The 22161-nt window shown below is 25.9% G+C and carries 13 protein-coding genes; 1 reads left to right on the top strand and 12 read right to left on the bottom strand.

The annotated features are described in order from the left end of the window. Window positions 1-118: 118 nt before the first annotated feature. The 3 genes from purL to T523_RS01650 form a co-directional block, all read right to left on the bottom strand. Entirely contained in the window at window positions 119-2278 is a 2160-nt protein-coding gene (gene purL / locus T523_RS01660; protein ID WP_042707187.1) for a phosphoribosylformylglycinamidine synthase subunit PurL, read from the bottom strand. 56 nt (window positions 2279-2334) lie between these two features. Continuing rightward, window positions 2335-5652: an isoleucine--tRNA ligase gene (ileS, locus tag T523_RS01655; RefSeq protein WP_042707186.1), complete on the bottom strand. Its 3318-nt coding sequence runs from the start codon at window positions 5650-5652 to the stop codon at window positions 2335-2337. A 395-nt stretch (window positions 5653-6047) separates the two neighbouring features. After that, the gene (locus tag T523_RS01650; protein ID WP_042707184.1) at window positions 6048-7253 is read right to left on the bottom strand and encodes a methionine adenosyltransferase; all 1206 of its coding nucleotides are present in this window, start codon (window positions 7251-7253) and stop codon (window positions 6048-6050) included. A 234-nt stretch (window positions 7254-7487) separates the two neighbouring features. Here T523_RS01650 and T523_RS01645 point away from each other — a divergent pair, with 234 nt between their 5' ends. Continuing rightward, on the top strand, window positions 7488-7859 hold the full coding sequence (locus T523_RS01645; protein WP_042707183.1) for a DUF192 domain-containing protein: 372 nt from the start codon (window positions 7488-7490) through the stop codon (window positions 7857-7859). 160 nt (window positions 7860-8019) lie between these two features. Here T523_RS01645 and T523_RS01640 read toward each other — a convergent pair whose 3' ends face one another. From T523_RS01640 to T523_RS01595, 9 genes are all read right to left on the bottom strand, one after another. After that, complete coding sequence (locus T523_RS01640; protein ID WP_042707182.1) at window positions 8020-8730, bottom strand: dihydromethanopterin reductase (acceptor); 711 nt, start codon at window positions 8728-8730, stop codon at window positions 8020-8022. Between the two features lie 67 nt (window positions 8731-8797). After that, on the bottom strand, window positions 8798-10066 hold the full coding sequence (gene glyA / locus T523_RS01635; RefSeq protein WP_042707180.1) for a serine hydroxymethyltransferase: 1269 nt from the start codon (window positions 10064-10066) through the stop codon (window positions 8798-8800). A 379-nt stretch (window positions 10067-10445) separates the two neighbouring features. After that, window positions 10446-12428, bottom strand: a complete 1983-nt coding sequence (locus tag T523_RS01630) for a CoB--CoM heterodisulfide reductase iron-sulfur subunit A family protein (protein WP_042707179.1) — start codon at window positions 12426-12428, stop codon at window positions 10446-10448. 579 nt (window positions 12429-13007) lie between these two features. Continuing rightward, window positions 13008-13910, bottom strand: coding sequence for an AEC family transporter (locus tag T523_RS01625; protein ID WP_042707178.1), 903 nt, complete (start codon window positions 13908-13910; stop codon window positions 13008-13010). 548 nt (window positions 13911-14458) lie between these two features. After that, a complete protein-coding gene (gene radA, locus T523_RS01620; RefSeq protein WP_042707177.1) occupies window positions 14459-15394 on the bottom strand; it encodes a DNA repair and recombination protein RadA in 936 nt (311 codons plus the stop codon). A 36-nt stretch (window positions 15395-15430) separates the two neighbouring features. Beyond that, window positions 15431-17806, bottom strand: coding sequence for an OB-fold nucleic acid binding domain-containing protein (locus tag T523_RS01615; RefSeq protein ID WP_042707175.1), 2376 nt, complete (start codon window positions 17804-17806; stop codon window positions 15431-15433). Between the two features lie 509 nt (window positions 17807-18315). After that, the gene (locus tag T523_RS01605; protein ID WP_042707173.1) at window positions 18316-19719 is read right to left on the bottom strand and encodes an undecaprenyl-phosphate glucose phosphotransferase; all 1404 of its coding nucleotides are present in this window, start codon (window positions 19717-19719) and stop codon (window positions 18316-18318) included. A 298-nt stretch (window positions 19720-20017) separates the two neighbouring features. After that, window positions 20018-20878, bottom strand: coding sequence for a glycosyltransferase family 2 protein (locus tag T523_RS01600; protein ID WP_042707172.1), 861 nt, complete (start codon window positions 20876-20878; stop codon window positions 20018-20020). 110 nt (window positions 20879-20988) lie between these two features. Next, window positions 20989-21954, bottom strand: a complete 966-nt coding sequence (locus tag T523_RS01595; RefSeq protein WP_042707171.1) for a glycosyltransferase family 2 protein — start codon at window positions 21952-21954, stop codon at window positions 20989-20991. Between the last annotated feature and the right edge of the window lie 207 nt (window positions 21955-22161).

Here is a 22161-nt window from a genome sequence, read left to right as displayed (position 1 = left end):
GAAATAATTTATTAAATAATTTCTATTTAAAAATAAAAAACATATAATATTTTTATAATTAAATAAATTAATTTTTAAAAAAAATAAAAAAATAATTAAATTATAATTATATTAAAAATTATATCATATGCTCTTCAATAACACCAGTATAAGCATCTTTTAGTGAATCTACAGATAAATCTATATCATCATTAATTTTAAAACTGTTTCCTTTAACTACACCAATACATGCTACTGGAACATTTATTTTGGATAAGACATCATCTAAAGCATCTGCTTTAACTGTCATTATATATCTACCATGTGATTCAGAAAATAGTAAATTACATAAATCCATTTCAGAGTCTTTAGGTATATTATCAGTGTTAATTTCACAACCAATATTAGATTTTATTGCCATTTCACTTAAAGCAACAGCAATACCTCCTGCAGAACAATCATGAATAGCAGTTATATTTTTATCATAATCCTCATCAATTAAATCTAAAATAGATTTAGCTGCATTAAATTCATCATCAATTCTAATTTTAGGAGCATCACCTTGTTCTATATCAAATAAAGCCCTATGGAATTCAGAACCTTCAAGTTCATCAAAAGTTTCACCTATTAATAAAATTTTATCTGATTCTTCTTTAAACTCAAGTGTTCTAATATTATCAAGTTTTTCAACACCAATTAAACCAACTGCAGGTGTTGGATTAATTTTAGCTCCTTCATTTTCATTATAAAAACTTACATTACCACTAATAACAGGTGCTTTAAATTTCTCAGAAACTTGAGACATTCCTTCAATACATTCTTTAAATTGCCATAAAATCTCAGGATTCTCAGGATTTCCAAAGTTTAAACAATCTACAATTGCATAAGGACTTGCTCCAACAGATACAATATTTCTAATACCTTCTGCTACTGAACCTGCTCCACCATCAAATGGATTAAGTTTAGTGTGAATAGGATTAGAATCTACAGTTAATGCAATAGCAGTTTCATCATCAATTCTAAGTACTGCTGCATCATCACCTGGTTTTACTGCAGTTCTAACTTGAACTTCATAATCATATTGTTTATAAACCCAGGATTTACTTGCAATATTTGGTGAAGATAAAATTCCAATTAATGCATCTTCAACACTAATTTTAGGGATTTTCCTCCTAGATTCATCTTTAATAGGTTTTTTAACTTCTCTATCAATTGAAGGTGGGTCTGAAAGTAATATTGTAGGAAGATTGCATAATTCTTGATTTTTTTCAAAATCTTTAACAATCATATTATGTCCTTCAACAACCTCACCAATAACAGCTGAAGGAAGCTCATGTTTATCACAGATTTTAGAAGCTAAATCAACATCTTTTTTATTTAAAACAAAAACCATTCTCTCTTGTGATTCAGATAACATTATTTCATATGGAGTCATACCTGTTTCCCTAAGAGGTATTGCATTAAGATCAACTATTGCACCATTATCACATGCACCAGCAAGCTCTGAAATACAACAAGTTAAACCTCCACCACCTAAATCTTTAACACCAGAAACTTTAATTTTATCCATAATCTCAAGTGATGCTTCAAGAACTCTTTTTTTAGTAAATGGATCTCCAACTTGTACAGCTGGCCTATCTTCAGTTTCACTATCAGATGTTAACTCTTCAGAAGCAAAAGTTACACCATTAATTCCATCTCTACCAGTAGTTCCACCCATTAAAAAGAATACATCCCCTACATTAGGTGCTTTACCATAAACTATTTTATCTTTTTCAACAAGTCCAACACACATAACATTTACAAGAGGGTTAGTTCTAAATGATTCATCAAATTCAACTTCTCCTGCAACAGTAGGAACACCTACTCTATTTCCATAATCAGAAATACCTTTAACTACATTTTCAAAGATATATTTAGATTTTTGATCTTCTAAAGGTCCAAATCTTAATGGATCAAGAAGTGCTATAGGCATAGCACCCATTGATATAATATCCCTTAAAATTCCACCAATACCTGTACCTGCTCCACCATAAGGTTCTACTGCAGAAGGGTGATTATGACTTTCCATACCTACTGCAAGAGCATATTTATCTGTTATAGATACAAGTCCTGCATCATCACCAGGACCTAAAATAATGTTTTTTCCTTCAGTAGGAAATCTTCTTAAGAAAGGTCTACTACTTTTATATGAACAATGTTCTGAAAACATTACATCTAACATTCCTTCTTCTAAGGAATTCATTTTTCTACCTAATAAATTAGTGATATATTCTACTTCAGAATCCATTAAAGTCATTAAAATCACCGAGATAATTATTATACTCCTAAAATTTAAAGATAAAATAATTAAATTTAATCTTTAATTATTTTAATTATTAAATCTTCATCTTCAATTTTCCAATTTTTAGTATACTCGTTACTAATATCTTGTCCTTCATTAGATTTAATATTTTTACATTCACCAACATTAATAGTTAGATTATTAGCTCTAACCTCATTTGAAATTAAATCAATTTGTTTAATAACTAAATCTTTAAATGATTCTGAGGAACTTACACTAACATCAATATTAGCTTCAACATCTAAATCCATATCTTTTCTCATATCTTGAATTCTTCTAATTAATTCCCTAGACATAGCTTCTGAAAGAATTTCAGGAGTAAGTTTAGTATTTACAAATACATTTCCACCTTTAAATTCAGATGATACAAAGTCATCAGGAAGTTCAGTATCAAATAAAACTTCTTCTGAAGATAACTCAATATCTTTATTATTTCCTTGATAATCAACACCTGAAACAATAATTGAACCATTATTTTCAAGGTTTTCTTTAATGATATTACCATCAGCTTCTCCAAAGTATTTTTTAACAATACCAATATCACCTTTAAGTTTAGGACCTAATATTTTAAGGTTAGGTTTAGCAATATAAGATAATTCATCAAATTCAGAAGAACATATTACATTTTTAGTATTAGATTGATCTTTAATTACATCTTCTAAATCTTTAACAGCATCAAATACTTTTTCATTTTCAGAAACGACTGTAATATCATTTACAGGCCATCTAAGTTTATATCTTGCAACATCTCTTGCACGTATAGATGCATCAATTACTTCTCTTACAATATCCATTTCATATTCAAGATCTTTATTTATTAAATCTTCATTAACAGTCCAATCTTCCATATGTACACTTTCTTTAGCATCTGAAAGATTTCCAACTACAAGATTTTGATATATAACTTCAGAGATATGTGGAGTAAATGGAGCCATGAGTTTTATTAATGAGACAATTGCAGTATATAAACCATAATATGCACCTAATTTATCAGGATCATCACTTTCTACCCAAGTTCTTCCTCTAATTAAACGTACATACCAACGACTTAAATCTTCTAATATAAAGTCCATGATTTTACGTGTTGCTTTATGGAAATATAAATCTTCAATATCTTTTGCAACTTCTTTAGTTAATGTATTTACTCTTGAAATAATCCATTTATCTTCTTTTCTTAAATGGATATTATCTTTAGTACATTTTTCAGGTTGGAAATTATCTAAAGACATATAAGTTGTAGAGAAGACATAAACATTCCAAAGAATATTAAACATTTTATTTACATTGTTTAATTCATCCCATACAAATTTAAGGTCATCCCAAGGTTTACATGCCCATAAAAGATAGAATCTAAGTACATCAGCACCATACTTTTCAATAACCTCTTCAGGACTTACAACATTTCCAAGAGATTTACTCATTTTTTTACCATTTTCATCTAATACAAATCCATGCATTAAAACATTTTTATATGGAGCTTTACCTAAAGATATTACACCAGTACCTAATTGAGAATAGAACCATCCTCTAGTTTGGTCATGACCTTCAGTAATGAAGTCATATGGATACCATTTATTAAATTTATCTTCTTCATTTGGATAATATAAAGAAGCCCATCCTGCAACACCAGAATCAATCCATACATCTAAAACATCTGGAATACGTTTCATTTTTCCATTACATTTAGGACATTCTATTGGTATTTCATCTACGAATGGTCTGTGAACTAATTTACTATCTTCAACATTAGTATCAATAAGAGAAGATTCTTTTAATTCAGCAATAGATCCAATGACCTTAACTTCACCACAATCAGGACATATCCAAATAGGTATTGGAATACCCCAATATCTTTGTCTTGAAATAGTCCAATCTTTAGCATTATCTACCCAATCATGGAATCTTCCTTCACCAGCCCATTTAGGAGTCCAATTTACTTGTTCAATCTCAGATAACATTTTATCTTTGATATCAGTAACTTTTAAGAACCATTGTTCAGTAGCACGATAAATAATAGGAGTTTTACATCTCCAACAAATACCATATCTATGGTTAATAGTTCCATTTTTATACATAAATCCTTTAGATATTAAATCATCAATAATAACTGGATTATAAGATTTTGTATATTTACCTGCATATACTCCTACATCTTTATTGAAATTACCACTTTCATCTACAGGACAAAATATAGGAAGATTATAAGCTTTACCTACCTCAAAATCATCTGGACCATGACCTGGAGCAGTATGTACACAACCAGTACCTTCACCTAATTCTACATGGTCACCAGGTAAGATAGTATGTACATTTTCAAGTGAATCAAACTCTTTTTGTTTAGGAATTTCATCTAGGAAAGGATAAACATATTTTAAACCAATTAAATCTGAACCTTTAACTGTTTTAATAAACTTATAATTAACAGTTACTTCTTTAACTACCTTATCTTCTTCATCTTCATTTTCGGAAGGAATAATATGTTTATGTATTGTTTTTTCATATCCTAAAACATCTTCAACTAAATCTGCAGCTAAAATGTAAATTTCCCCATCTTTTTCAACAAATTTATAATCAAATTTAGGATTTATACAAATAGCAAGGTTTGCAGGAATAGTCCATGGAGTAGTAGTCCATACTAAAACATATTCTTTAAGTCCTTCAGGATTTTCTTCTTTTGATAAGAATGATTGTTTAAGTGGGAATTTAAGATAAATTGAAGGGTCTTCTTTTTCTTCATAATCCATTTCTGCTGCAGCAAGTGCAGTTTCACAATGAGGACACCAACTAATTACACGTTTATCACGAGTAAGTAAATTTTGTTCATTAGCTCTTTTTAAAGTCCACCATGCAGATTCCATATAATTTGGATCTAAAGTCATATATGGATTATCCCAATCCATCCAAACACCAAGAGATTTAAATTGTTTAGTCATTGCAAGTTTATTTTTAAAAGCAAATTCTTGACATTTATCTACAAATGTAGATATACCAACTTTAGATTCAATCTCTTGTTTACTCTTAATTCCCATTAATTCTTCTACTTTATGTTCAATAGGAAGACCATGCATATCCCATCCTGCTTGTCTTCTTAATGAAAATCCATTCATACTTTTATAACGTAATAAAGTATCTTTAATAACTTTATTCCAAGCAGTACCTAAATGGATTTTACCACTACAATATGGTGGCCCATCAAGAAAAGAATATTGTGGACCATTTTTTCTTATTTTATTAACTTTAGCAAAAATATCTTTATCTGCCCAAAATTCATGTACAGATTTATCTATTTTAGCAAATTCATATGATTTTTCTGCCTCTTCTATTGGCATAAACTTTCTCCTTTTAATGATATTAAATTGAAAAATATATAAAAAAAATTAAATTATAAAAAAAATTTAAACTACTAAAAATTAGCAATACTCAACTAAAATAAAGATTTAATTTTATAACAAATTTTACTTAAGTATTTAAGTTAAAAATCCATTATTAATAAAAAGTAAATAAAATCTAATAATTTAGATAATGTTAATAATATTAGTAGACTAATAAATTAGAAATATTATAATAATTGTAAATTAAAACTAGTAAATTTAGTAAAACTTTTAATTTACAATTAATATTTCAACCTAAAAAGATAATGAATGAAAACTTTAATTATATTCAAGAAGTGAAAAAAATGAAATATAATAGTTTACAAAAACCATCATTTAATCAAAGCTAAAACTTAGAATGTTTTAGCTTTACCTTTAACAACATCTTCTGTAATAACTGATATATTTTCAAGCCATGAATCAATGATGTTTTCAACTTTACTATTTACATCATCTAATTTGTAACCATCTTCTAAAATTAATTGAGAAGTAGCAGCTCTAGGTTGATCAATAGGTTTACCAATTTGACTTAAAATCATTAAATTGATTTGTTTTACTCCTTCAACATTTTCTACAACATCATTAGCAATTCTATTAGAAAGTAAATTGTAGATTTTACCTACATGGTTAATAGGATTTTTACCAGAAGTTGCTTCCATAGACATTGGTCTGCATGGAGTAATAAGACCATTAGCTCTGTTTCCTCTACCTACTGAACCATCATCACCCATTTCTGCAGAAGTACCAGTAACAGTTAAATAATAACCAGATTCATCTTTTTTAGTATCATCATCAGCTGTGTTTACAAATACTTCAACAGGACGATTAGTATATTTACATGCAAGATCTGAAACAATATCTTTTAATTCTTCTCTAATAGAAATATATGCATCCCTATCATCAACAAATTTAGAAACCATTGCACAACCAATAGTAAGAGTAATATTATCTTTTTCTCTTAATCCCATTACTTTAATATCTTCACCAACAGCAGGATGTTTAGCTTTAAAAGCTTTAGAGTTTAATAAATTTTCAGTTTTATTAACAATAGTTTCTACTTCAGAAAATGGAGCATAACCTACACCAAATGAAGTATCATTACTTGAAACTGCACCTTGTCTTGAGAAAACATCTACAAGATCTCCAGAACCTTGACCAATTTTACATTCAACAACTGTATCAGCTTCAACATCAAGGTTAATAATTGTTTCATCTAAAAATTCTTTTGCTGATTCAATAGCAACTCTTTCAAGAGGGAATTTAATTCCATCATATTCATGAACTCCCCTACCAGTTAAAAGAATATCAATAGGTTTTAATATTTGTCCTCCACCAAAATGAGGGTCAGACTCACCAGCAGTGATTTGTACTTCATCAGTATTATGGTGAAGGATTCCACCAAGTTCATCCATATACATTTCACATAATGCATGACTTACAGTTTCACCTAAACCATCACTAATACTATCTGGATGGCCTATTCCTTTCCTTTCAACAATTTCAATATCTAAATCTTCAATATACTTTTGATTTAATTCTTCGACTATTATATTTCTCATTTAATCACATCGAAATTTTTTTAGATAATTAATAACATTTATAAAATAAATTTAGTGAATTTTAAATTTCTAAAAAATTCAATTATTATATTTTTATTTTTCATCAATAAAGTATATAATAATTATTATTATAAGCATAAATTTTTAATTAAATAAAGATTTCAACTTAAAATAATTAAAATTAAAATTCTATTTTTATCTTAAATAAATTTAAATTTTATAAGAGATAAAATTATGGAAATTAAAAATTTAAAGATTTATAATGAAGAAAACACAATAAATATTAAAGTTAAGATATGTAACAGCTTTTTAGAAAGATTTAAAGGATTAATGTTAAAAAATAAAATAGAATATCCATTATTGTTTATTATACCTAAACATTATATAGTAAAAGCTAAAATCCATAGCTTTTTTATGAGAATTCCAATTGATATTATATTTATTGATGATGAAGATATAATCTTTGAAACTTGTAGTTTAAGACCTTGGAGCTTTTATACACCAATAAAAGAATCAAAATATATAATAGAATTAGAATATAAGTTTATTAATAAAAATAATATAAAAATAGGTAGTAAAATAACAATAAGTAATTTAAATAAGTAAAATATTAAATGTTAAAGCATTATTTTTATAAAAATAATATTAAAATCAATAAAAATTTATTTTAAAATACTTAATTTAAAAAAAATTAATATTAATAATATTTAAGATTATTAAACATCAAATAAAAAAAGATAAAACCATAGTTTAAAAAATGAAAAACTTATTTATTAATATTTTCATCAATATATTGAATAATTTCTGAAGGATGCTCTAAAACAGTGATTTCATCTATTTTTCTAAGTTCTTCAGTATTTTTAATATCAATATCCCTCATATGCATTTGAATGATTTTTCCTTCAGATATTGCATCATATTGACAAGATATTTTACATTGACCACAACCAACACAATTTAAAAGTGAAATCTCTTTATATGGAATAAAAGCATTATGTGGACAAGCAAGTGCTGCTGTACAAGGATCACATTTTTTACATTTATTAAGTTCTAATTTTGAAGGTAAAACTGTATCAATATCACCAGGAGTAATATCAACAGGAACTACAATAGTTGGAACATTACCTTTACCTGCTTGAGCTACAGCATTTGTAACAATTGTATCAGAAATTCCATGAACTATTTTTGCAACAGTATTTGCAGTAGCTGGAGATAGGATTAAAATATCATATTTACCTAAAGATAATCTACCAGTAATAGGATAACTATATTTTTGATTTTCATCAGTAGCAAGTTCTTTATAACGGCCTCCAGTGTATTTAACAACAGTTTCATAAAGACCATACATTTTTAATACTTCAATACTTGCATTTGACATGAAAACAGTAACTGAATTATCTTTTGCAAGTTTTACAAATTCATCAACACTTTCTTTTAATAAATGTCCTGCTCCAGTAAATGCCCATCCAATACGCATAATATCATCAATATTGATTAAAATTTATTATAAAAATAGTTTTTTAAATTTAAAAAAAAAGAAAAAATTAGAATTGAATATATTTATATGCTTCATCATTTTTAAAAGCATAATGAACTTTATCAAAGTTATTCATATATTCACTAACTTCTTCTTTAACATTTTTACCATCCATTGCAACAGCTTTAATAAATTCTGCAACTTCAGACATGTTTTTCTCTTTTAATCCCCTTCTAGTAATTTCAGGAGTACCTATTCTTAATCCTGAAGGATTATCACTATTATTTACATCATCCCAAGGAAGAAGGTTTTTATTTAATATAATATTATTTTCTTCTAATTCAACTGCAAGTTGACTAGCTGGTTTAATATCAGAAACATCAACAGCAACTTGGTGAGATTCAGTAAATCCAAGATCTTCACATAAAACATTAAAACCTAATTCATATAAAGCTTGAGCTAAAGCTTTAGCATTTTTAATAATTTGTTTAGCATAAGCTTCACCAAATTCTAACATTTCAGCTGTAGCAATACCTTGACCAGCAATGTGATGAAGGTGATAATTACTTACAACACCAGGGAAAACTGCATTATCTAATTTATTTGCATATTCTTCATGATTAGATATTATAATTCCACCTTGTGTACCTGGGAATGATTTATGTGTACTTCCCATTAAAACATCTGCTCCTTCTCTTAAAGGATCTTGGAATTGTTTACCTGCAATTAAACCTAAAACATGAGCTCCATCATATAAAATTTTAGCTCCAACTTCATCAGCAGCTTCACGAGCTTCTTTAACTGGGTGTGGGAATAAGAATAAACTTCCACCAAAAAGAATTAATTTAGGTTTTTCTTCAAGGATTTTTTTATTCATTTTATCAATATCGATGTTCATTATGTCTGGATTGAATGGATGAGAAATTGTTTTTAAACCATGAATACCTGCAGCTGAAACACCTGCATGAGATATGTGACCTCCAAATGGTACTTCTAAAGCTTGTAACTTATCACCATAATCAGCAAAAGCAAAGAAAGTAGCTAAATTAGCAGTTACACCTGAAATAGTTCTTACATCAACATATTTAGCATCAAATAATTTTTTACTTAAATCTACAGTTAAATCTTCAATATCATCAATGTATTTACATCCTTGATACAATCTTTCATGAGATTTACCTTCAGCATACCTATGAGACAAATCAGATACCATTGCAGTTTTAACATCAGTACTAGTAATATTTTCACTAGCAATAAGGTTAATACTGTTTCTCATCCAATCATTATGATCTTTCATAAAATTTTGGAATTTACTAATATTTTCTTGATTAGACATTAATTAACACCTATAAATATTATCAACAAACATAAGTCAATAAACTTAACTCAATTAAATTAAAAAAAATAAATTTCAATAAAATTAAAATTATTAATTTTATATAATTTATATTTAATTTTTTAATTATATAATGATTATGTAAAATCATTAAAAATTAGTTTACATCTAATTTTAAAATTATATAATAATTATCTAAAATCATTAAAAATTATATTTAAAAAATGATTTTAAAAAAAAAGTTATATTTTAATTAAGAAATTTTAGATAAAAATAATTAAAATAAAATATAGTTATTAAAAATCTTAAAATCTTATAAAAATAGTTTAAAATTAGTTAAAAAAGATAAAAAGTAGATATTGGATAAAATCCAATAAATCTACATATCTTCAAGAGCAGCATCGATTTGTGCCATAATTTGATCTGTTTTGAAGTGGTTTTGATCCATAGCACCTGATGGACATGCACCTACACAGGTACCACATCCTTTACATAATGCTACATTAATTTCAGCATGTTTATGACCTTCGTCTCCAACAATACTAATTGCACTAAATGGACAAAGTTCAACACATACTTCACAAGCACCACAAATAGATTCATCAGAAGTAGCAGTAATAGGTTCAATTGCTACTTTACCTTGTGCCATAGGAATTGCTGCACGACCTGCTGCTGCAGAACCTTGAGCAACAGAATCAGGAATATCTTTAGGACCTTGTGCTACACCAGCAATGTAAACACCATCGGTTAAAGTATCAACAGGTCTTAATTTAGGGTGAGCTTCCATATAGAATCCATCAGCAGATTTGGAAATTCCTAAGGTTTGTCTTAATTCGTTAGCACCATGAGGAGCTTCTAAACCAACAGATAATACAACTAAATCATAGGTGTATTCAGTTACTTTACCAAGTAAAGTATCTTCTGCCCTAATAGTTAAAGTTAAATCATCGTTTTCAATGATTTCTGCTGGTCTACCTCTTAAGAATTCAATACCATATTTTTCTTGTGATGTTTTGTAGAACTCTTCAAATCCTTTACCAAATGCACGAATATCCATGTAGTAACAAGTTACATCTGTATCAGGTTCGTGATCAATACATAATTGAGCATTTTTCATAGAGTACATACAACATACCCTGGAACAGTATGGTTTACCAATTTGTTCATCCCTTGAACCAACACAGTGGATAAATGCAACACGTTTAGGAGTTTTACCATCAGAAGGTTTAACAACATGTCCAGTAGTAGGACCTGATGCATTAATCATCCTTTCAATTTCCATAGCAGTAATTACATTAGAGTATCTACCGTAACCATATTCATATTTACCTGAAGGGTCGTATGGATCGTAACCAGTAGTTGCGATAATAGTACCAACTTCAAGTTTAATTTCTTCAGCTTTTTGATCGTGATCGATAGCTCCAGGAGCACATGCTGCATCACAAAGTTTACATCCAATACAGTAATCTTTATCAATAGTAGCACATAATGGAACTGCTTGAGGGAATGGAATGTAAGCAGCTTTAGTCATACCAATACCTTCATCAAAGTAGTTAGGCATTTCGATAGGACAAGCTTCAGAACAAGCTCCACAACCAGTACATAATTTTTCATCTACATATCTAGGTTTTTTCTCTACAGTAACAGTGAAGTTACCAATGTATCCATCAACATCTTTTACTTCAGCATAAGTAATTAATTCAATGTTTTCATGTTTACCACAATCTACCATTTTTGGTGCGAGAATACATAAAGAACAATCTAATGTAGGGAAAGTTTTATCGAGTTGTGCCATCCTTCCACCAATGGTAGGATTTCTTTCAACAAGATAAGTATGGAATCCCATATCACCTAAATCTAAAGCAGTTTGAATACCAGTTACTCCTCCACCAATAACAAGAGCATTGTTATTTACATCTACTAAGGAAGGAGTTAAAGGTTGTAATAATCTAGCTTTAGCAATAGCCATACGTACTAAATCTTTAGCTTTTTCAGTAGCAGCTTCAGGTTCATTCATATGTACCCAAGAATCATGTTCTCTTAAGTTTGCAAATTCAAATAAGTATCTGTTTAATCCAGCTTCTTCTACACATCTTCTAAATGTAGGTTCGTGAAGCCTTGGAGAACAAGCACCTACTACTACCCTATTAAGGTTATATTTTTTAATATCTTCTTGAATAAGAGATTGACCAGGGTCAGAACACATATATTTGTAGTCTTTAGCAACTACAACATCAGGTAAAGTACCTGCGTATTCAGCAACTGCTTCTACATCTACTGCTGCAGCAATGTTTACACCACAGTGACAGACATAAACTCCTATTCTTAATTCTTCGTTTTCATTATTTTTTTCTTCTGCCATTAAATCACCTTGTACAAGTATGTGACATTATCTAATATTTTATAAAAATTAAAATCTTAGATAAATGTATGTTTAACATTGCAATTAATAAAGCTTTCTATTTTTAAAATTAAGTAAAGTATTTATATAATAAAAAAATTTTTAAAAAATAAAGATAAATAAAGAGTATTTAAAAGATTATATTTAAATTAAAGTTAAAAATAAAGATAAAAATATAAAATAATAATTTTACTAACTTAATATTTAATAAAAGATAAAATAAGAACGTAAATAAAATTAAATAAAAAACTTAAAAAATAGAATTTTAATCAATAGTATCTATTGAAAATTTATTAATTTAAAATAATTAAATCTCACATAAAATATAAAAAAATTATTAATTAAATTAAGTCCACTAAAAATCTAATAGATTTTATCAAATTTAAGTTATTTAATAAGAGCAAAAAAAGTAATCAATTAAAAATATCAAACTATAAATTAATTAAAAACTTATAAAATCCCAATTATAAATTTTAAATAATTAAAATTTAAATTAAAGATTATTATAAGATTTAAATAATTGAAAATTTTATTAAAATTTTAAACAATTGACATAACAATAGGTAAAATTATTAAACTCACAATCATATCAACAAAAATACAATCAGACGCAATATGAACATCAAGATCATAATTAATTGCAAGAGCTAAAGCTAACATTGCAGGTGGCATAGTTGCTTCAATTACACCAATTTGGAATTCAAATCCACTTACTCCTAAAAGTTTTAAAACAAATACTGCTATTATAGGAGCAACTATAAGTTTAAATACAGAAGTGAATGCTGCCCAATTTAAATTTTTCTTAAGTCCTCTGAAATCAATAGATAAACCTAATGATAACATGATTAAAGGAACAGTAACTGCTTTAAGATAATCTAAAACATTAGTAGCAACAGTACCTATTTGTATATTTAAAACATTGAATAATAAACCTAAAACAACAGCCCATAATAATGGGAAAGTTGCAATTGTTTTTAAAACAGATTTAAGTTTACCACCAAATATGAAAATGAATAAGAAGTTAAATAAGATAAATAGTATTGTAGTACCTACATCATAAAATATAGCTCTAATCAATCCATCATTACCAAATACTCCTAAACATAAAGGATAACCAAAGAACCCTGTATTTGCCATAGCAGCAACTAAAACAATACTCCATTTTTTCTTAGTATCTATTTTTTTAATAGATAAAATTCCATAAGTAATTGCTGCAATTAATCCACAAACAATTAAATTTGTAATAGGAAGCATACCTAACTTAGGAAATAAAGATGTATTTGTTGTATATAATGATGAGAATACTAAACATGGCATAGCTATATTAATTACAATTTTATTTAAGGTATCTACATTATTTACTTCAAGTAGATTAATCCTTTTAGCAATATAACCTATAAAGATTATAATTAAAATAACTATAAATGTTTCTATTAGACTCATTCTATCACTAACTATAAATAAATTAAAAATAACCGCTTATAAAAAATAATAGATAAAATCAAGAAATATAAGATTTTAAAATAAAATTTTATAAAGCTTAAATAATAATTATAAATTTACATTAACTAAAAATATTAAAAGTAAAATTTAGTTAAATAATTAAATATTATTTTATGAGTATATAAAGATAACTTATAAATAAAATAAGAAAAAATAACATTTAAATAATTTAAATATAGTTTAAACTAAATAAAATATTAAAAATAAGATTTTAAAAAATTATAAATATATATAAATAAATTTAAAAGTTAAATATAAAAAATAAAGAATTTTTAAAAGAAATTAATTAAAAAAAATATTTTTAAAAAATATTAAAAATATTATAAAAATTTAGAAAAAATAAGCAATATTTACAAAAATATAGAAAAAATCCTATAAAAATACAAAAATTATATATATTACTAAGTTTAATCTTAGACAATTAAAAAATATTTAAAACTAAAAGTATAGAAATTTTAAAAAAAAATTAAAATTTCATGATTAAATATTTAATCAACAACTCCATCATTAGTGATTTTAAATACACATTCACCTTCAGGTAAATGAGGACTATCAACAAGTCTAGCAATTCTTTTACCTGCTAAACCTTTTTTAAGCCAAATTCTATAAGTTGATGCATGTCCTAAAACGTGTCCTCCAGTTGCTTTAGTTGGACTTCCAAAGAAAGCATCAGGTCTTGCTTGTACTTGGTTTGTAATGAATATAGCAACATTATAAGTATTAGCAATTTGTTGAAGTACATGTAAATGTTGATTAAGTTTTTGTTGTCTTACTGCAAGAGATTCTCTTCCAACATATTCTGCTCTAAAATGAGCCATTAATGAATCTACAATTACAAGTTTAATAGGATTACCTTGTTGAATTAATTCATTAATTTTATCAGCCATTAATATTTGATGAGAAGAGTTAAATGCACGAGCTACATGAATTTTTTGTAAAACTTCTTCTACATCTAATCCAAAACCATTAGCAATTTGTTCAATACGTTCTGGTCTAAAAGTGTTTTCTGTATCAATATATACACATTCACCATCTAAACCACCTTGTTCTTCAGGTAATTGGACTGTTACAGCAAGTTCATGTGAAATTTGACTTTTACCTGATCCAAATTCACCGAAAACTTCAGTAATTGATTGAGTTTCAACTCCACCACCAATTAAATCATCAAAAGCTTGACTTCCAACAGTAATATGACCAACATTTTTCCTTCTCTCCATTACATCAAAAGCTGTTTCAAAGTCAATTTTTTCAGATTTACGTGCTGCTTCAATGACTTTTTCTGCAACACCTTCACCAATTTCAGCTTTAACAGATAATTCTTTAGCAGTAGCTGTTGCTAATCTCATCATATCAGCAAAACCAGCATCTCTTAATTTTTGAGCAGTTTTTTCACCAACATTTGGTAAATCTTCTAATTCTACCATAATAATTCCTCACATATAATAAATTTTATTCATAATTTAAAAAGATTTAGAAATAATTTTTTTAGGATTTAACCTAAGTTCTTCATCAAATTCATTAAATCTTACATCAGCAATTAAATCAATTTGCATTCCCTCAAGATTTTCAACTTTACCTTCTAAAGGACCTATATCTCCTTCTTTTGAAACAATATCAACAATTTCTTCTTGACTAAGTTCAAGTAGTTCTTCTACTAATTTACCGAAGAAGGTAATTTGCATTTCACTAGTTTCATCTGAAATCATACCTGGAAGCATTAATGTATATTTAGGTTCATCAACTTCTTCACCACAATATTCACAGAAATAACCATCTTCGTCTTTACTTAATCTACTACTACAAGTAGGACATTTTGAAAGTAAAAGATTATTCGCTGAGAGATTCATAAGCATACCAGAAATTCTAATGTTCTTATCATCCTCTTCAACTGAATCAAGTGTTTTAGATACATAAATAATATCTTGTAATTCTTCAAATGATGGTAAAGCTTTTATTTCTTTATCAGTAGGAGTTGAAATACCAGTATTACCATTTAAACTTAGTTCTAATGCATCATTATTAAAGCTAAAACGTGGATTTATGATTTTAATAGGATCAGATACTTTAAATTTAAAATCAGGATCAGGACCCCATATAGCTACACGAATTGAACCTGTATTATCACCAATTTCAATATTTCTAACTGAACCATCACTACCATCTGCTTTAACAAAGTTGTTTATAGGATTAATAGATAAGATTCTTCCAACAACTTTAATATTTTGATCATCTTCATCTAATTCTGAAATATTTTTATGTTCATAGATTAATTCTTCAAGAGTATCAAGTGAAGCAATATATTTAGATTCTTCATCATTTAATTTAATAATTCTTGATGTTCTACCAATATTCAATTGAATATCATACATTCCTAAACGAGTCCTTGCATTTTCAATTAAATAAGCACTACCTACATTTAATTCATCTTCAGATTTTTCATCCCATAATGACAAACTAACCAATCCAGTTTCATCAGCAAAATCAACAGATTTTACTTTACCTATAGATCCATCATCCCTTTGGAATTCTCTAGTATCTCCAATGGTAATTACACGACCACAGATATCAACTTCTTCACCATCTTCATCAATGCTTTGAACTTGTTCTATTTTTATTGGTCCAAAACTACCTGCATAATTTTCTTCTAAAAATTCAATTAAATCTGCAGGTTCTTTTGGATTAATTGTAATACTAGTTTCCCATGTAGTATTTACTTTATATCCTGAAGAAGAATAATCATCATATTGAATATTAGCTCCAACGATTTTTAGAATATCTCCTTTTTTAAGGTCTAATTTAGTATCATTACCCCAAAGACTTACTCCAATAGAACCAGTGTCATCGGTTATCTCAACAGTACGAACAAAACCATCACTTCCATCTTTACGTGTAAAAGTGATAACATCTTGAATTCTAGATACTATACCAATTAAAGTTACATCGTTGACTTCTTCAGCATCTCCAATTTTTAATAATGGAGAAATTTCAACTTCAGGAATGTCAAAATCTCCTTTAATAATTCTACTATTTCTATGGGTTAATGTGATTTCGTCTCTATTTTCTCCTACACTAGCATTTAAAATTTTAACAGAATCACCTTGTTCAAGATTTAAAGTATCAATTAAATCAACATCTTTATTCCATAAAGTGTATTGTATACTACCAGTAGCATCTTGAATTTTAATATTAGTTACTTTACCTTCACCATTACGGCCATTAAAAGTATTTATACGACCTAATCTTGCAATTCTCCCAATTATATTAACTTTATCATCATCAAGAGTAATTGATCCTATATCAGTAATGTTTTCTTTATATTCTGGAAAATCTGGATAATCATCAGAATTTAACACATGTATAGTAGCATTATTTTCTAACTGAATTTCAATATTTTTGTTAAATCCTTCTTTAACTTGTACATTATTAATTTGAATAACATCTCCTTCATTAAAATTGTTTAATAAAGGAATATTATTTGTCCAAAATGTAACTCTTATTTTTGCTGTATCATCAGCAATACTAATATTACAAAGTTTTCCAGCATTTCCTTTTCTTGTTTTAAATGATTTCTGGTTTGATATAGACATTACTTTACCAATTACACTAATATGATCTTGACCTGCTTCTAAATCTTCAAGTTTATTAATAACACCATCAGTTTTAGACTCAACAGATTCAGTGATATATTCACCAGTAATCAAACGTGCAATGTCTATATCATCCATAAAATCTACATCACCATAAGACTCCTTTTTTTCTTCTAAAAGCTTAAGAAAATCTTCTTCAGATATCTTATCTTTTATTTTTTCATATTCTTTTTGAATTTCTTCGTCCATACCAGACCCTCACATAAATTATATAATACTTTCAATTTTCATATATAAAGGACAAGCCCGAGAGCATATGAAAACTAATATTTTTAAAAATCCTACAATAAAAAAATATTATAAATATACAAAAATATGAAAATAATTTATTATAATTATAATTATGTAATTCATAGATTATAATATAAACTATATTTATATATACCTATTTTAATAGAATTAAATAATTAAAAAATATTAATCTAAAAGTATTATAAGATACTAATTAGTAATTTAAAACTTAAATAAAAAATTTTAGTATATATATTTTAAATTAAACCTCTAAATAAATAATTTTAAAGGTATTAAAAAGTTTATAGAAAATTAAATAATTTTTCAAATTAAATATTTTTATAAAATTAAAAAAAAGTATTAAAACAATATGATTTATAAGTTCTTTAAAACCTTTGAATTTAAAATTTAAAAATAATAGTTTACAAGTAACTCTAAATAATAAGTTTTTATAAGAATAATGAAAATTAATAAGCATTAGAATTACTTTTTAAGACTGTTTTAATCATTATTGCTAAGTCTAAACCTAAATGCCAATTTTCTACATATTCAATATCATACTTTATACGTTTTTTAATAGAAGTATTACCTCTACAACCATGGATTTGAGCCCATCCAGTTAAACCAGGACGTACTTGATGTTTAACCATATATTTAGGAATCTCTTCTTTAAATTGATCTACAAAATATGGTCTTTCAGGTCTAGGACCTACAACACTCATATCTCCTTTTAAAACATTAAAAAATTGTGGTAACTCATCAATACTTGTTCTTCTAATGAAATCTCCCACTTTTGTTTTACGTGGATCATCAGGTGTTGTCCACTCAGATTTCTCTTCATCCTTATTCTGAACCTTCATACTTCTAAACTTATACATAGTAAAAGGTTCTTGTTGATAACCAATTCTTGTTTGTTTAAATATAATTGGTCCTGGAGAAGTTAATTTAATTGCAATAGCTGTAGCTAACATTATTGGAGAAGTAATAATAATTGCAATAACTGCTACAATAATATCAGAAATTTTTTTAATTGTTTTATTAAATGCATCATCTAAAGGAACATATCTAATATTAATAATTGGAATATCCTCAATCATGTCTACAGATGGTTTAGCAGGGAAATAATCAGTATATGCTGGAATAATTTCTGCTTTAATTCCTGATTTTTCACAACTATTTACTAATTCATTAATATGTTTATAATACTTTAAAGGAATAGCAAGAATAACTCTATCATAATTATGATTATCAAGGATTTTATCTAAATCAGAAAATGAACCTATTATAGGAATACCATCAATATCTTTACCAACATTTTCAGCTCTTCCTAAAAATCCAGAGATTTTATAACCTAAATATTTATTTTCTTTAATTTTTTTCTCAAAATTATATGCTAATTCATTATCTCCTACAATAAGAATATGTTTAAGATTTTTATCATTTTCACGAATATGTTGTAAGAACAATCTAACAAATGATCTTTCAAAAACACCAAATATTGTTGCAAATACTACAAGTAAAAACATTAATATTCTTGAAAAATTTGGTTGATTTATAATAAATAATATTGTAATAAGAACAAAAAATGCGAGAATATTAACTTTTATAATTTCATTAGCCTCTGAAAAAATACTTCTATGAGTCCTAAATGGTTTATATAAACCAAATGAAAAATATAAAATCAAATAAACTGGTAAAATAGCTACTAATAAAAATAAAGCATAAGATTCATATCCTAAATGACCACCAATAGGTCCGAAAATAGTAGTTTTAAATCTTATAAAAGCTGCACAAAATAATGAAAAAACAATCACAAAAACATCAGCTAATACTAATACACCATTTAATAATCTTTGATTTTGTTTAATCATTTTATCACTATTTAAGTTTTATAAAACTAATGAATTATTTTATATTATATATAATTATATAAATTAAAATATTAATATTTAATTAATTTTTTGAAATTGTTTAAAATTTTTTAAAATTTAAAAATTATAATAATTTACTTCATGAAAATGAAATAAATTTAATAAAAAAATATCTTTGTTGAAATTCTTAAAATTTTTAAAAATAAACTTTCTTAATTGATTCAAATATTAAATAAGTTTAAATTTTTATAAAAAATAATATTTCAACAGATTTAAAAAAATAAGAAAATAAACTTAATTATCTTTTAAAAAAGTTAATAATTAATTTTAAAAAACATAAAATAGCTATACCAATATAAACTAGAATATTTAATAAATGATTATATTTTTTAGTATAATGCTTACTATAAAATATATACATCGCTCTATAAAACTCATATACTAATTTTGATTTTTGTTTTTTACTACTAGAACCTTTAAAATGAGTAATGCTTGTTTTACCATAATAAATTATTTTATATCCTGCTTCTTTAATCCTATAACAAAGATCAATATCTTCACCATACATAAAAAAACTTTCATCAAGAAAACCAATTTTATTTAAGACTTTAAAATTTATTAACATAAATGCTCCAGTTAAACAATCAATATCATAAATTCCATTATCATCTAAATTATCTAAATTATAATTATTTAAATCATCATTTTTAACTGGAATATGAAAAAGTCTAAAGAAAGAATTAGTAGGATTTGGAAAACTACGTCTACATGCTTTATCTAAAGTATTGTCATTAAGTAAAACTTTAACACCTAATGCACCTACATCATTATGAGATTTTATATAATCCATAGATAATTGAAGAGTATCTTTTTTAATTAAAGTATCTGAATTTAAAAGTAGTACATAATCACTATTGGTTTTACTAAGTGCAAGATTATTTGCATATGCAAATCCTCCATTAATATCAGATACAATAAATTTAATTCTATCTTCATTAGAATAATATGATTTAAGTCTTTCAATACTTCCATCATTTGATGCATTATCTACTAAATAAATATCATAATTGTAATTAATATTAGAATCCAAAACTGAGTTAATTGCATTTTTTGTAATCTCAAATGTTTTATAATTAACAATTATAATTGATAAATCCATAGTAAAACCCCTAATAAGAATATTAGAAATAACTTTTAAAATATAATGATAAAATTTATTTCTAGTAATATAATATTTTTATTATCATAGATATTTATCTAGTTTAAAATCTATTTTCTAATAAGTAAAAAAGTATTTTTTAATAATTCCCATTCTATTTTAAAATAATTTTTCCAATTTTTACTTTTAAATTTTGTTTTTTCTAAATTATTTCTTGAATTTAAACCCTCTTTAATTCCAGAAAGATAAATTTCACCAAAACCTTTCTTTTTAAAATATAAATATTTTACAGTAAATCCAATAAGTAAGAATATAAAATTAACAATCTTCTGTGGAATAGGAAAATTCTTATATATTAACCATATATTATTCCTTGCAGCAATCTTAACTTTAAATTCATTATATTGACTTCCAGTAGTACCACTTCCAATATGATATACTATTGAATCTGGAGAAAAATAATTTTTATATCCATTGATTTTAGCTCTATATGCTAAATCTACATCTTCCATATATGCAAAGAAATTATCATCAAAATATTCTATTTCTTCAATAATAGATTTTTTATATAATGCTGCACCAGCACAACTTGAAAATATTTCTCTAGTTTCTGTATAATTATTTATATCTTGATTATTTCCAGATTTTTTTGTATAAGCAAGTATTGTATATTCATCACCTGCATCATCAATAAGATTTCTATTATTAAACTGAATCATCTTAGATGATACTGAAAAAATATTATTTGATAAATTGATTTTTACTAATAGATTTTTAATTGTATCCTTAGTAATTTCTACATCATTATTTAATAAATATAAATATTCAGATTTAGCTACTTTGATTCCTTGATTAACAGCACTTGCAAAACCTAAATTTCTAGTGTTTTTTATTAATTTAATATCAATTGGATAATTAGAAGATAAATTATTAATATATTCTATACTTCCATCATTTGATGCATTATCAATGATGATTACTTCTTTAATATAATCTTCTTCAATTAATAATGAATTAAAAAAGTCTTTAAGAAATTTAACTCCATTATAATTAGGAGTAATAATTGAAACTTTCATACTATCACATATCATATAATCTTAACTAAATCAAATAATATTAATTATCATAATAAATTTATAATTAATCTTAATAATTATAATATATCAACCATGATAAATCAAATAACATCATAATTATATCCTAACATACCAACCATAACTAATCAAATAACAACATAATTATATCCTAACATACCAACCATAACTAATCAAATAACAACATAA

The organism is Methanobrevibacter wolinii SH (genome assembly GCF_000621965.1).
In the GTDB taxonomy this organism is placed as follows: domain Archaea; phylum Methanobacteriota; class Methanobacteria; order Methanobacteriales; family Methanobacteriaceae; genus Methanarmilla; species Methanarmilla wolinii.
Note: the sequence above shows the minus strand (reverse complement) of the source record. Positions and strands in the feature narration are given on the sequence as shown.